Annotated in this window: 12 protein-coding genes; 8 read left to right on the top strand and 4 right to left on the bottom strand. The window is 75.8% G+C overall.

Going from position 1 to position 13,287, the window contains the following annotated elements:
- Position 1: 1 nt before the first annotated feature.
- The 5 genes from AB0I06_RS03560 (at position 2) to AB0I06_RS03540 (ending at position 6,129) form a co-directional block, all read left to right on the top strand.
- Positions 2-1,375: a deoxyribodipyrimidine photo-lyase gene (locus AB0I06_RS03560; protein ID WP_363117078.1), complete on the top strand. Its 1,374-nt coding sequence runs from the start codon at positions 2-4 to the stop codon at positions 1,373-1,375.
- 85 nt (positions 1,376-1,460) lie between these two features.
- Positions 1,461-2,603, top strand: a complete 1,143-nt coding sequence (locus AB0I06_RS03555) for a polyprenyl synthetase family protein (RefSeq protein ID WP_363117077.1) — start codon at positions 1,461-1,463, stop codon at positions 2,601-2,603.
- The gene (crtI, locus tag AB0I06_RS03550) at positions 2,600-4,162 is read left to right on the top strand and encodes a phytoene desaturase family protein (RefSeq protein ID WP_363117076.1); all 1,563 of its coding nucleotides are present in this window, start codon (positions 2,600-2,602) and stop codon (positions 4,160-4,162) included. The genes AB0I06_RS03555 and crtI overlap by 4 nt, the downstream gene beginning before the upstream one ends.
- Complete coding sequence (locus AB0I06_RS03545) at positions 4,149-5,132, top strand: phytoene/squalene synthase family protein (RefSeq protein WP_363117075.1); 984 nt, start codon at positions 4,149-4,151, stop codon at positions 5,130-5,132. The genes crtI and AB0I06_RS03545 overlap by 14 nt, the downstream gene beginning before the upstream one ends.
- Positions 5,125-6,129, top strand: a complete 1,005-nt coding sequence (locus AB0I06_RS03540; RefSeq protein ID WP_363117074.1) for a DUF5914 domain-containing protein — start codon at positions 5,125-5,127, stop codon at positions 6,127-6,129. Before AB0I06_RS03545 ends, AB0I06_RS03540 begins: the two co-directional genes overlap by 8 nt.
- Positions 6,130-6,181: 52 nt before the next feature.
- Here AB0I06_RS03540 and AB0I06_RS03535 read toward each other — a convergent pair whose 3' ends face one another.
- The 4 genes from AB0I06_RS03535 to AB0I06_RS03520 all read right to left on the bottom strand — a co-directional run bounded on the left by AB0I06_RS03535 (position 6,182) and on the right by AB0I06_RS03520 (position 11,049).
- Complete coding sequence (locus AB0I06_RS03535; RefSeq protein WP_363117073.1) at positions 6,182-7,780, bottom strand: FAD-dependent oxidoreductase; 1,599 nt, start codon at positions 7,778-7,780, stop codon at positions 6,182-6,184.
- 8 nt (positions 7,781-7,788) lie between these two features.
- The gene (locus AB0I06_RS03530) at positions 7,789-8,520 is read right to left on the bottom strand and encodes a class I SAM-dependent methyltransferase (RefSeq protein ID WP_363117072.1); all 732 of its coding nucleotides are present in this window, start codon (positions 8,518-8,520) and stop codon (positions 7,789-7,791) included.
- The gene (locus AB0I06_RS03525) at positions 8,517-9,770 is read right to left on the bottom strand and encodes a lycopene cyclase family protein (protein ID WP_363117071.1); all 1,254 of its coding nucleotides are present in this window, start codon (positions 9,768-9,770) and stop codon (positions 8,517-8,519) included. The genes AB0I06_RS03530 and AB0I06_RS03525 overlap by 4 nt, the downstream gene beginning before the upstream one ends.
- A gap of 181 nt (positions 9,771-9,951) precedes the next feature.
- On the bottom strand, positions 9,952-11,049 hold the full coding sequence (locus tag AB0I06_RS03520; protein ID WP_363117070.1) for a MerR family transcriptional regulator: 1,098 nt from the start codon (positions 11,047-11,049) through the stop codon (positions 9,952-9,954).
- A gap of 162 nt (positions 11,050-11,211) precedes the next feature.
- Between AB0I06_RS03520 and AB0I06_RS03515 the strand changes: the two genes are divergently transcribed.
- From AB0I06_RS03515 to AB0I06_RS03505, 3 genes are all read left to right on the top strand, one after another.
- Positions 11,212-11,925 (top strand): sigma-70 family RNA polymerase sigma factor, encoded by a 714-nt coding sequence (locus tag AB0I06_RS03515; RefSeq protein ID WP_363117069.1) that lies wholly within the window; start codon positions 11,212-11,214, stop codon positions 11,923-11,925.
- Positions 11,922-12,647 (top strand): DUF4397 domain-containing protein, encoded by a 726-nt coding sequence (locus AB0I06_RS03510; RefSeq protein ID WP_363117068.1) that lies wholly within the window; start codon positions 11,922-11,924, stop codon positions 12,645-12,647. The genes AB0I06_RS03515 and AB0I06_RS03510 overlap by 4 nt, the downstream gene beginning before the upstream one ends.
- A 234-nt stretch (positions 12,648-12,881) precedes the next feature.
- Positions 12,882-13,259 (top strand): hypothetical protein, encoded by a 378-nt coding sequence (locus tag AB0I06_RS03505; protein WP_363117067.1) that lies wholly within the window; start codon positions 12,882-12,884, stop codon positions 13,257-13,259.
- Positions 13,260-13,287 lie beyond the last annotated feature (28 nt).

Here is a 13,287-nt window from a genome sequence, read left to right as displayed (position 1 = left end):
CATGACCGCCGCGGTCGTCCTGTTCACCTCGGACCTGCGCCTGCACGACCACCCGCCCCTGCGCGCGGCGCTGCGAGCGGCCGACGAGGTGGTGCCCCTGTTCGTCCGCGACCCGGCCGTCCACGCCGCCGGTTTCGACGCGCCCAACCGCGCCGCCTTCCTCGCCGACTGCCTGGCCGACCTGGACGCGGCCCTGCGCCGGCGCGGCGGACGGCTGGTCGTGCGCAGCGGCCCGGTCGCCCGGGAGGTCCGCGCGGTCGCCGCCGCCTGCGGCGCCACGCAGGTGCACCTGGCAGCGGGCGTGACCGGCTTCGCCCACCGCCGTGAGGAGCGGCTGCGCGAGGAGCTCGGCGCCGAGGGGATCGCGCTGCGGGTGCACGACAGCGTGGTCACCGCCGTCGCGCCGGGGGCCGTGACACCGCTCGGCTCCGACCACTTCGCCGTGTTCACGCCCTACATGCGCCGCTGGTCCAGGGAACGGCTGCGCGACCCCCTGCCCGCGCCGCGCGCGGTGCGCGTCCCGGACGCGGTGCGCGGCGAGGAGCCGCCGTCCCGGGCGGGCATGACCGGCCTGTCACCGCGCCTCCCGGACGGCGGGGAGACGGCGGGCCGGGACCGGTTCGCCCGGTGGGCGGACACCGGCCTGCCCCAGTACGAGGAGCGGCACGACGACCTGGCCGGTGACGCGACCTCGCGCCTGTCGCCCTACCTCCACTTCGGGGCGCTCTCGCCGGTGGAGGTCGTACGGCGGGCCCGGGAGAAGGGCGGCGCCGGGGCGGAGGCGTTCGTCCGTCAGCTGTGCTGGCGCGACTTCCACCACCAGGTCCTCGCGGCCCGGCCCGAGACGTCCGTCCGGGACTACCGCGGCCGGGGCGACCGGTGGCGCGGCGAGGAGGAGGCCGCCGAGGACATCGCCGCGTGGCGGGAGGGCCGCACCGGCTACCCGGTGGTCGACGCGGGCATGCGCCAGCTGCGCCACGAGGGCTGGATGCACAACCGGGCCCGGCTGCTGGTGGCGAGTTTCCTGACCAAGACGCTGTACGTGGACTGGCGGATCGGCGCCCGGCACTTCCTGCGGTTCCTGGTGGACGGCGACCTCGTCAACAACCAGCTGAACTGGCAGTGGGTCGCGGGCACCGGCACCGACACCCGCCCCCACCGCGTCCTCAACCCGGTGCTCCAGGGCAGGCGCTACGACCCGGACGGCGCCTACGTACGCCGTTGGGTGCCCGAACTGGCGGATGTCGGCGGCGCGGCGGTGCACGAACCGTGGCGGCTGCCCGCCGGCGAGCGGGCCCGGCTGCGCTACCCCGCGCCGCTCGTCGACCTCGGCGAGGGCCTGGCCCGTTTCCGGCAGGCCCGCGGCGGCGGCTGACAGCCCCGGCGGCACGCGCATCCGAAACACCGCTGTCCGTGGAAGCACTGATGTGCGGATGACCGGAAGCGAGAAGGGGTTGCGCATGCTTGGACCGCGGCCGACGCCGGCCGGACCGGCGGAGACGAACCGTGCCCCGCTCACCGCTCCCGGGGCCACGCGCGCCGTGGAGCACGTCCTGGAGCGGGTGCTGGACACGCGGCTGCGGCAGGCCCGTGAGATCGACACCGTGTTCGCCCACGACATGGCCGAGCGTCTCGCCGCGTTCGTCCGGCGGGGCGGCAAGCGGCTGCGTACGGCGTTCGTGTGGTGCGGCTGGCGGGCCGCGGGCGGCACCGGCGACACCGGCGCGGTCCTGCGCACGGGGGCCGCCCTCGAACTGCTCCAGGCCTGCGCCCTGGTCCACGACGACGTGATGGACGGTTCCCCACTGCGCCGGGGCGCGCCGGCGATGCACGTGGACCTGGCCCGGGAGGCCGGGGCGGGCCGGGCGGACGTGTCCGCCGAGTCGTTCGGGACGTCGGCCGCCGTGCTCGCGGGCGACCTGGCGCTGGCGTGGGCGGACGACCTGCTGACGGAGACGGCGCTGGCCGCACCGCACGGCTCCCGGCTGTACGCCGAGTGGCGGGCCATGCGCACCGAGATGGTCGCCGGGCAGTACCGCGACCTGCGCGCGCAGGCGACCGGCTCGTCCGGTGCCGAGGAGGCCCAGACCATCGCCGTGCTGAAGAGCGCCCGGTACACCGTCGCCCGGCCCCTGGCCCTGGGCGCGTCCCTGGCCGGTGCGGACGCACCCGTCCTGGGCGCGCTGCGGGCGGCGGGCCGGTGCGCGGGGCTGGCGTTCCAGCTGCGCGACGACCTCCTCGGGGCCTTCGGCGACCCGGCGCTGACCGGCAAACCGGCCGACGACGATCTGCGCTCCCGCAAGCTCACGCCGCTCCTCGCGGCCGCCGTCCGGCTCGCCGAGGCCACCGGCGACCGGGACGCCGCCGCCCTGCTCGCCCCGGGCGCGCACGCACGGCCGGAGCACACCGTCGAGCGGATGCGGGCGGCGCTGGAGCGCACGGGTGCCCGGGCCGAGATCGAGGCGAGGATCGCCGGCCTGGCGGCAGCCGGTGTGCGGCACTTCGAGGCGACCGGCGCCGCACCGGCCGTACGGCGGGAGTTCGCCGCCCTGGTCGAGCGGGCCTCGGGCATCGCCCCGCGGCCCGCGGAGGAGCTCGTATGAGGACGGTGACGGGTCCCACGGACCATGTCGTGGTGGTGGGCGCCGGCCTGTCCGGTCTTGCCTGCGCCCTGCATCTGCTGGGCGCGGGCCGCCGGGTCACGCTCGTCGAACGGGACGCCGGGCCGGGCGGCCGGGCCGGGCGTGTACGGCTCGGCGGCTATCTGGCGGACACCGGCCCGACCGTGCTGACGATGCCGCACCTGGCCGACGAGGCGTTCGCGGCCGTCGGCGAGAGCCTGGCACGGCACGTCGAGCTGGTGCCCCTGCACCCCGCCTACCGGGCGGGCTTCGCGGACGGCACGTCGCTCGACGTGCACACCGACGGCGACGCCATGGAGGCGGAGGTGCGGCGCTTCGCCGGACCGGTGGAGGCGGCCGGCTACCGCCGGCTGCGCCAGTGGCTGGAGCGGCTGTACCGGGCGCAGATGCGCCGGTTCATCGACACGAACTTCGACTCGCCCCTGCAGCTGGCGCACCCCGACCTGGCCCGGCTGGCGGCGCTCGGCGGCTTCGGGCGTCTGGACGGCCGCATCGGCCGCTTCCTCTCCGACGCCCGTCTGCGCCGCGTCTTCTCCTTCCAGGCCCTGTACGCCGGGGTGGCACCGGCCCGCGCCCTCGCGGCCTACGCGGTGATCGCCTACATGGACACCGTGGCCGGTGTCTGGTTCCCGAAGGGCGGCATGCACGCGCTGCCCCGGGCGATGGCGGACGTGGCGGCCGGGGCCGGTGCCGACCTGCGCTGGTCGGCCGAGGTGGACGCGCTGGAACGCTCCGCGGGCCGGGTGCGGGCGGTCCGCCTCGCCTCGGGTGAGCGCATCCCGTGCGACGCGGTGGTGCTGACCTGTGAACTGACCGCCGCGCACCGGCTGCTGGGCCGGGCACCGCGGCGCCCGGTCCGGCTGCGGCACTCGCCGTCCGCGGTGGTCCTGCACGCCGGGACCGACCGCACCTGGCCCCACCTCGCCCACCACACGCTGTCCTTCGGCGCCGCGTGGGAGGACACCTTCGACGAACTGACCCGCTCGGGAACGCTGATGAGCGACCCGTCACTGCTGATCACCCGGCCGACCACGCACGACCCCTCCCTGGCACCGCCGGGCCGCCACCTCCACTACGTCCTGGCGCCCTGCCCCAACACCGACGTCGGCCCCTCCGCCGCCGCCTGGCGGGACCTGGGCCCGCGCTACCGGGACCGTCTGGTCGCCGAGCTGGAACGCCGCGGCCTCGACGGCTTCGCGGCCGGCGTGGAGGAGGAACTGCTGGTCACCCCGCTCGACTGGACGGCCCAGGGGCACGCGGCGGGCAGTCCCTTCTCCGTCTCCCACACCTTCGCCCAGACCGGCCCCTTCCGGCCGCGCAACCTCGTACGCGACCTGGACAACGTGGTGCTCGCGGGCTGCGGGACCACGCCCGGCGTCGGCGTCCCGACCGTGCTCATCAGCGGCAAACTCGCCGCCGCCCGCGTCACCGGGGGCCGCACCCGGGCGACCCGGGCGATCCGGCGCCCGCACCACCGCCCGTCCGCCCCGACCGGAGCAGGTGCCCATGACCCGTCGTGAACTGGACGCCGCCGGGATCACCGACCCCGGCCTGCGCAGCGCCTACGGCCGGTGCCGGCAGCTCAACGCCCGGCACGGCCGGACCTACTTCCTGGCCACGCGCCTGCTCCCACTGGAACGCCGTACGGCCGTGCACGCGCTGTACGGCTTCGCCCGCTGGGCCGACGACATCGTCGACGACCTGGACCGGCGGCTGACCCCCGACGAGCGGGACCTGCTGCTGAAGCGGCTGGAGGGCGACCTCGCGCACGCCCTGCGCAGCGGCGGCGGGACCGAGCCGGTGGTCCGGGCCGTGGCGGACACCGCCGAGCGCTACGGCATCGAGGTGGACCTGTTCGCCGACTTCCTCGCCTCGATGCGCGCCGACCTGACCGTCACCGACTACCCGACCTACGCCGATCTGCGGGCCTACATGCACGGCTCGGCCGCGGTGATCGGCCTTCAGATGCTGCCCGTACTGGGCACGGTCGTCCCCCGCGAGGAGGCGGCTCCGCACGCGGCGGCCCTCGGTGTGGCGTTCCAGCTGACCAACTTCCTGCGGGACGTGGGCGAGGACCTGGACCGCGGCCGTGTCTACCTGCCCGCCGACCTGCTCGCCGCGCACGGCGTGGACCGGGCGCTCCTGCTCTGGAGCCGGCGGACCGGCCGCCGCGACCCGCGCATCCGGGCGGCGCTGGCTGCGGCCGAGGCCATGACCAGGGACGTGTACCGGACGGCACGGCCGGGCATCGCGATGCTCGACCCGAGGGTGCGCCCCTGCGTCAGCGCCGCCTGCACCCTGTACGGCGGCATCCTCGACGCGATCGCGCGGCACGACTACACCGTGCTGCACCACCGCGCCGTGGTGCCCCGCCGGCGGCGGGCGGCCACCGCCGCGGCGGGTGTCCTGAAGGTGGCCACCGCACGGTGGCGTGCGGGGCACGCGGCGGATCGCGCCGCACTGGAACGGAGAGGACCGGGCCGTGGCTGACCGAGCGGACAAGGCACGCTGGACATCACCGCTGCGGCGGCGCCGCGGCCCGGGCTGGGCGGAACAGACGCCGACCTGGCGCGCGGCCCGGCCGGCGCTGATCGCGGACGCGCTCAAACGGGCCTGCGCACGGCCCGGTGGCAACTGGTTCGTGGTGGGCGCCTCCCGGGACGTGCGCCCCGGCCGCCCCTACGGCAGGACCGTCGGCGGCGCGGAGGTGGTGCTGTGGCGCTCGCGGTCGGGTGACCTGCGGGCCGGGCCCGGTGTCTGCCCGCACCTCGGGGCACCGCTGCGGGACAGCCGGGTGGTGTGCGGCACCTTGATGTGTCACTGGCACGGACTGGCCCTGGACGGTTCCCCGTTCGCGGGCTGGCTGCCGTACCCCGCCCACGACGACGGGGTGCTGGTGTGGGTGCGGCTGGACGCGGCCGGCGGTGAGGAGCCGACGGAGCGGCCGGTGGTTCCGGCCCGTCCCGCCGCCGGAGCCGGGGTGGACGCCGTGTTCACGGCGGCCGGGCGGTGCGAGCCGCAGGACGTGGTGGCCAACCGCCTCGACCCGTGGCACGGCTCCTGGTTCCACCCGTACTCCTTCGTCGACCTGACGGTCGTGAGGGAGCCGCGGGGCGACGAGGACGACGCCTTCGTGGTCGACGTCTCCTTCCGGGTGGCGGGCCGTCTGGTGGTGCCCGTGCGGGCCGAGTTCACCGCGCCGGAGCCACGCACCGTCGTCATGCGCATCACCGACGGCGAGGGAGCCACGTCCGTGGTGGAGACCCATGCCACGCCGCTGACCGCACCGGACGCGCGGCAGCCGCGGACGGCCGTGATCGAGGCGGTCGTCGCCACCTCGGACCGGCCCGGCTTCGCCCTGGCCCGGGCCGCGGCCCCGTTGCTGCGCCCGTTGATGCGGAGCACGGCCGGGCGCCTGTGGCGCGACGACCTGGCCTACGCCGAGCGGCGCTGGGAATTGCGCAGCACGGGGCGTTTTCCCGGGTGATGTGCCGGGCCGGGCGGACCTGCCGGGGATGGCCCCTCCGGCCGGCCCGGCGTCACCGGTGTGGTGGGCGGGCCGCGAGCGCGCCCAGTGCCCGCAGCACCCGGGAGCGGCCCGCGCGCGGCACCGTCCACAGCACCTGGCCCCGGACGCCCCACCCGGCGAGCAGGGCGTTGGACGCCAGGAAGCCGGTGGTGGCGGCACGTTCCATCAGGGCCACGGGCAGGTCGCAGCGCAGCCCGTCCCCGGCCAGCACGAGCCACGGGTGGGGAGTCTCCACGGTGGGGCGCCGATGGTGGGTGCCGACCGGGAACAGCGGGCAGTCGGAGCGCCACTCGTGCCGGGCGTCGACGACCCGCGCCTGACGGGTCTCCGGGTAGATCCGCCGCAACTGCCCGAGCAGCGCGTCCTGCACGCCCCGGGGGTCCGCGCCCGGGCCGACGGCGTAGGCGTGCAGTTCCACGACGGAACCGGCGTTCTTCGCGGCCCAGCGGGCGGCCTCGCCCTCGTAGCGTTCCAGGACGCTGATGTTGTCCAGACCGTCGTAGCCGCTGGTGCCGAGGAAGCCGGGGCGGTCGGCGCGCACCGGCCGGTCCAGCCAGAGCCGCGAGACGAGGAACGGCGGGGCGGTGCGCAGGGCGGCGATGTCCTCGCGCCAGGCAGGGGTGCCCAGGCCGGGCGAGGCGGCCACCACCCGGCGCAGCCCCTCGGTGTCCAGGGCGAGCACCACGGCGTCGTGCCGGCCGGTCCCGGTGCCGGTGCGCACCTCGGCCCCGGCGGGACCGGCGGGGTCCACGGCCAGGACGGGCGTGCCGGTGCGGACGGTCGTGCCGAGGCGCTGGAGGTAGTCGGCGAGCGGTTCCCACAGGGCCTGCGGGAAGGGCTCGTCGGGCACGTCGAAGAGCAGCCCCTCCGAGGAGCCGAGGAAGTAGATGTGGAACATCAGCATCAGCTCGGCGGCGGAGAGTTCGCGCGGATCGGCGAAGAAGCTGCGCGAGAACACCTCGAAGGCCAGGTGGTGCGCGGCCTCGGGGAAGCGGACGCGTTCCAGGAAGTCGGTCGCGCTGACGTGGTCGAAGCGTGTGTACACGCCGGGCACGCGCACGTCCATCAGCGGCAGCGCCGCCCGGGCGTCCAGGGCGGCCAGGTCGCGCAGGCCGAAGGTGGGGCTGAGGGCGACGAACCCGAGGGCGCTGAGGGGCGGGGTGCGCGGGACGCGGGCGAAGCCGTCGGTCAGCCCTGCGCTGTGCCGCAGGGGGTAGTCGGGCAGCGGGGTGAGGCGGGCGAGGCCGGGGTCGGTGCGCCGCAGCAGGCCGCGCAGGTTGTAGTACTGCCGGAAGAAGGCGTGGAAGCCCCGGCTCATGGTGACGTCCGAGCCGTCCGCCAGCCGGGTCGGGTGGCCGGCGAGGCGGCCGCCCAGGGACTCCTCCCGTTCGTACAGGGTCACCCGGGCGCCGCGTTCGGCCAGTCCGGTGGCCGCGGCGAGTCCGGCGATGCCGCCACCGACGACGGCGACGGACGGCGCGTCAGCGCGTGCGAACCGGTCCCGGCCGGGCTGGGGCATCAGCCCCTCGGCCCGGCGGTCCCGGCCGCGACGCGCGGCCGGGCGGGTACGCGCCCGGCGGCTCTCGGGTGTGCTGTCCGAGGGACTCATCGGAGGACTCATCGAGTGGCCTCCCCGGCCGCGGCTGACCCGTTGCGGGCGACGAAGGTGTGCGTGATGCCGGTCTGCCACCCGGCGAGGGGCAGGGCACGTGCGCCCGTGAACCCGGCCCTCGTCAGCCGCCCGGTGAAACCAGAGGCCGTGTCGAAGTCGAGGACGCTGTGCCACAGGTGCCGGTACAGGGCCCGGTCACCGGTGAGCGTGCCCACCGGGATGATCACCCCCTGGCACACGGCCGTCCACAGCGCCCGGTGCGCGGGCGAGCCGCCGAGGCTGTACTCGTGGACGGCGAGCCGCCCGCCCGGCCGCAGCAGGAACCGCACCGTGGCGAGGACGCCGTCCGGGTCGGAGACGTTGCGGAACAGGTAGGCGGCGAAGACCGCGTCGAACGGGCCTTCGCCGGCCGTCGGCAGCTCCTCGGCACTCAGGTGCAGGAAGCGCACCCCGTCGGGCCACGGCTTGGCCAGCGCCCGCCGCAGCATGCCCGCGGAGGCGTCCACGGCGGTGATCCGGGCGCGGGGCGCGGCCCGCAGCAGGGCCCGGGTGGAGGCGCCGGTGCCGCAGCCGAGATCGAGCAGGTGCAGACCGGCCCCTTCCGCAGGGAGGCGCAGCCGGCGGGCCGAGCGCAGCAGGTCGGTGCGGTAACCGGGGTTGAGGCCGGTGAGACGGTCGTAGGTGCCGGACGCGTGGTCGAAGGCGTGGGCCAGGTCGCGGTCGCGCAGCAGGGTCATCGAGGGCTCTCTCCGGTTCTGGTTCCGGTTCCGGTTCCTGGGGCGGGGTGGGTGCGGCGGGGCAGGAAGGGCACTTCGCACGCGGTGCGCAGCATCGGGCCCACGGGGGTGCGCAGTCCGATGCCCCACTCCTCCCGGACGGAGGTGGCGCCGTCGAGGAAGCGCAGCAGGCGTTGCGGGGGCGTACGCCGGAACAGGCCGGTGAAGAACGCGGGGCCGTCGATCCGCCCGGTGTCCAGGGCCCGCAGCAGCACCGCGTCCATGGCGAGCGCCCGCCGCCCGTGCGGCCGGGGCACGGCGGCGCGGCCGTCACGCAGGGCGTCGGCGATGGCACGGCTGTGCCGCTGTACGGCGGCGAAGGTGTAGCCGGTGGCGGGGCGGGTGGCGCCGCCCGCCGTCCCGATGCGGAACACGGCCGCCCCGCTCCGCCGGGGGAAGCGGGCGTCGGTCATGGGGATGACGCCCTGTTCGGCCGTCTCCACGGTGAACTCGCCCAGGCGCAGCACGTTTCGGGCGTAGTGGCCGAGCGCCGCCTCGTAGGCCGTGGTGGTCAGGGGGGTGCGGGAGAACTCGGTGTACTCGACGAGGGCCCGGTCCGGGGCCAGCGGGAGGACGTAACCGAAGGCGAGTCCGTGCCGGGGCTGGGGCACCCGGAAGTCCATGAGGTCGGCGACCGCCGGGTCGAACCGGCCGGTGCGGGTGCGCACGAACCAGCCGCGGAAGTGCTGGAGCAGTTGCGTCCGGGCCGGGGGCAGGGCGGGCAGGGGCCGCGAGTCGAAGACGTACCGGGCGCGCAGGGTCAGCGTCCGGCCGTCGGGTGCCGTGCAGCCGACCTCCGCGCCCGCGGGCCCGTCCCGCACGCTGTCGGCCGTCGCCCGCAGCAGCCGCCCGCCGGAGGAACGCGCCAGCCGGGCGTGCACCAGCCGTTCGAACGCCGTGGAGCGGATCATGCGGTAGCGCGAGGGGGCCGGGTCGAGGGTGTGCGGGCTGCCGTCGGGGCCGTGCACCCGCAGCAGGGGCCAGGTCGCGGTGACCGCGGCGTCGAGGTCGCCGCCGTCCTGGTCCCAGTAGCACCAGGTCCGCTCGGGGGGCCGCGTGGGACCGTCCGGTGGTTCCACCACGGTCACGGTGGCGGCGCCGGTCTCGACCAGCCGGTGCGCGAGGCTGAGGCCGGCCGCGCCGCCCCCGATCACCACCACGTCCGACGTTTCGGCGGGCCCCCGGCTCACCGGGTCCGCCGCGCCGCTCATCTCCACACCACGCTCCCGGCCGCCCGGTCGACTGTGTCCTGCTCGCTCACCGCTTCGGGCGGGCGGCCGCGTTCGGATGCAGCCGGCCGGAACCAGGGCCTGTCGTTCGGATCAGGCCGGCCGAGAGCGACTGCGCCTCGCGGCAGCCCCGCTCGGGTCGGCATGGTCCAAATGGCAGGCCCTAGCGCGACAGGACCGACTCCAGCAGCGCGACGGCCTCGGCCAGGCCCGTGGGGCGCGGCAGGCCGGTGACGGACCGGCCGGCCCAGCCGGGTCCCATCGTCAACACGACCGGCTTGCGGCGGGCGCCCCGTACGCCCCACTCCATCGCGGCCACGTGCTGGGCCAGTGGCCGGCTGGCGGTGGTGCGGGACTGCGCCCACAGCCCCACCGCCGCGGGGCCCGTCCTGCGTACGGCCGTGACCAGGGACTCCACGGGCAGGGCACCTCCGAACATCCGTACCGGCAGCCCCCGTTCGGCGAGCGCGGCGGCCAGCACCTCCAGGGGCAGGGTGTGGTTCTCGCCCGGCACACAGGCGAGCACGACGGTCGCGCCCGGGTGGTCGGCGGCCGCGGGCGGTGCGGCGCGCCGCAGCGCCCCGGAGACGTGCCAGGACAGGAAGTGCTCGACCTCGACGTACTTCTCGCCCGAGCTCTCCCATGAGCGGCCGACGGCCTGGAGGGTCGGCATGATCACCTCGGTCCAGGCGGCGACCAGCCCGTGCTCGGTGATCGCGGCCTGGAGCAGGTCGTCCAGCGCGGCGGCGTCCAGACGCAGGGCGGCGCGGGCGATCCCCTTGCACTCCTGGCGCGCGTCACCGAGGCGCAGACCGCTGCCCGCCCGGCTGCGGGCCCGGGTCGAGGAGGAGGGCCGGGACGGAGCGCCGGAGCTCGGACGGCCCGGGGACGCCTCAGGGAAAGGCTGCGGGGTCGTCGGGGAGGTCTGCGGACGGGCCGCCGAGGGCGCGTCGGCGGTCGCCCCGGCCGGGGCGACCTGCTGCGTCGCTTCGCCGAGTACCGTGCGCGCCGCCTCGGCGGGCGGTATCCCGGTCGCCGTCAGGGCGCACATCCGCTCCAGCCGGGCCACGTCCGAGGGCGCCCACCGCCGGTGCCGGCCGCCGGTGTGCCCGTCGGGTCCGAGGCCGTAGCGGCGGTCCCACGTCCGGACCGTGGTGGGCGCCACCCCCAGCCGCCTGGCCACCTCGCCGGTGGTCAGCCCGCCTCCGGCCGGCGGGACCCGGGGCCCGCGGTCCTCGGTGTCCCGTTCGTGTACACCCATGCCTCCGACTGTACGACGCAAAAACGACGCATGTTGAGTCGCGTCGTTTGTGCACCGAACACTGGCCTGGAGCCCGTGGTCGCGGCTCGGCACAGCGCGACCCGTGCGGCTCGGCAGACGGCCTTCCGTCCCCGCACGACGCACTGCAGGAGGAACCAGGCCATGATCACCGACACACGACCCACCGCCCCGACCGCGCACGCGCCCTCGGAGGAAACGCGGTACGAGGAGGAGCTGGCCCGTGGCCTCGTCGCCGCCGACGAGGAGGCGTTCGCCGCCATCTACCGGCGCTGGGGCTCACTCGTCCACACCATGGCCACCCGACTGCTCGGCGACACCTACGAGGCGGAGGACGTGACCCAGCAGGTCTTCCTCGGCGCCTGGCACGGCCGGGCCGGGTTCCGCCCCGAACGCGGTCCGCTCGGCGCCTGGCTGGTCGGCATCACCCGCCGGAAGATCGTCGACGCGCTGGCGGCCAGGACGCGGCGGCTGACCCTCATCGACTCGGCCGGCAACGCCGCGGACACCGCGGGGCCCGACGAGACGGCACCGGACCACGTCCTGGACCGGGTCCTGCTCCTCGACGCCCTCGCCCGGCTGCCGCGTCATCAGCGGGAGGTGCTGTGCATGGCGTTCTACGAGGACCTCACCCAGGCGCAGATCGCCGAACGGACCGGCATGCCCCTGGGCACGGTCAAGAGCCACGCCCGCCGCGGCCTGCACCGGCTGCGGACGGTCATCGAGCAGCCCCCGGTCCCCGACACGGACCCCAAGCAGGTGCCGCCGTGCACGCATCCACCGCGGTCCCCGCACCAGAAAAAGGACCGAGACTCCGCACCCGACGCAGAGCCCTTCCAAGGGCTGTCGAAGGGATGATTCCCATGATCTCCTCCCCCCGCATCTCCTCCACCCGCCTCACCCTCGCCGCCTCGGCCGGTGCCTGCGCCCTGGCCCTCGGCGTCTGCGCTCCCGCCCTGGCCGGCCAGCAGGACAAAGCCACGGTGTCCGTCTTCCACGGCATCCCCGGCATGACCGTGGACGTGTACGCCAACGGCGACGAACTGATCGGCGACTTCAAGCCCGGCACGGTGAGCGACCCCCGTTCCCTCACCGCCGGCACGTACGACATCCAGATCTTCGAAGCCGGCGAGGGTCCCGGCGGAACTCCGGCCCTGGAGAAGAAGATCGAGGTGCCCGAGGGCGCGAACGCCACGGTCGCAGCCCACCTCTCCGCCGACGGTGAACCGGAGCTGACGACCTTCACGAACGACGTCTCCCAGGTGGACGCCGGAAAGGCCCGGCTGACGGTCCGTCATGTAGCGGCAGCACCCGCCGTCGACGTCCGGGCGGGCGGCCAGCCGGTCTTCAGCAACCTCACCAACCCGAAGGAGGACACGGCCGAGGTCGACGCCGGCTCCCTCAACACCGATGTGGTGCTCGCCGGTACGAACACCGTGGCCATCGGACCGGCCGACCTGAAACTCTCGGCGAGCACCAGCAACGTCGTCTACGCCTGGGGCAGCGCCGAGGACAAGAACCTGGCCCTGGCGACCCAGACGTTCAGCGGCATGGCGTCCTCGCCCCGTGGCGTTGGCTGAGGGCGGGCGACGGCCGACCGGTCCGACCGCGGCGGCTGCCGCTCCGGCAGCCGCCCGCGGTTGTCCGGACCGGCCGTCGCACCCGGCCGCATCCGTGAGCCCGGCAGGCGTCGCCGGTCAGGGGGACACGGCCGCCCCCGACGACCCTTCCGGGTCCGGCCGCTCCCGCGTCACCGCGCGGAAGGACGGCCTGCCCCACCTCGTCCTCGCGACGGAACCGGCCGGGAGGGCGCAGTGGCCCACGTAGAGCCCGCGCAGCTGGCGGAACTGGCGCTGCGCAACGCCGCCCCGACCGACACGGACGCCGAGGCCCTGCGTCACATCGAACGGTGCGACCGCTGCCGCGACGACCTGCGGATGCTGACCCGCGTGGTCACGGCGGCCCGCGCCGCGCACCTGGTGGACCTGCCGGCGGCACCCCCCGAACGCGTCTGGCAGCGCATCACCCGCGACCTCTCCCAGGAGCCGGACCCGCCCCGACCGCCCCCAGCCCTCCCGGACCACGCGAAGCGGGCACTGCTCCTGGCCGCCCTGGCCCTCACCGCGTCGACGGGCATCGCCGCCCTCCGCCGGTCCCGGCAGGAGCGCTCAGCCGTGCGCGAGCGCACGTGAACCAGGCGGCCCGCGATCGGCATCAACG

Origin of the sequence: Streptomyces sp. NPDC050674, assembly GCF_040654575.1 — a bacterium.
In the GTDB taxonomy this organism is placed as follows: domain Bacteria; phylum Actinomycetota; class Actinomycetes; order Streptomycetales; family Streptomycetaceae; genus Streptomyces.
The sequence above is the reverse complement of the archived record's forward strand: the minus strand, read 5'-3'. Positions and strand labels throughout refer to the sequence as shown.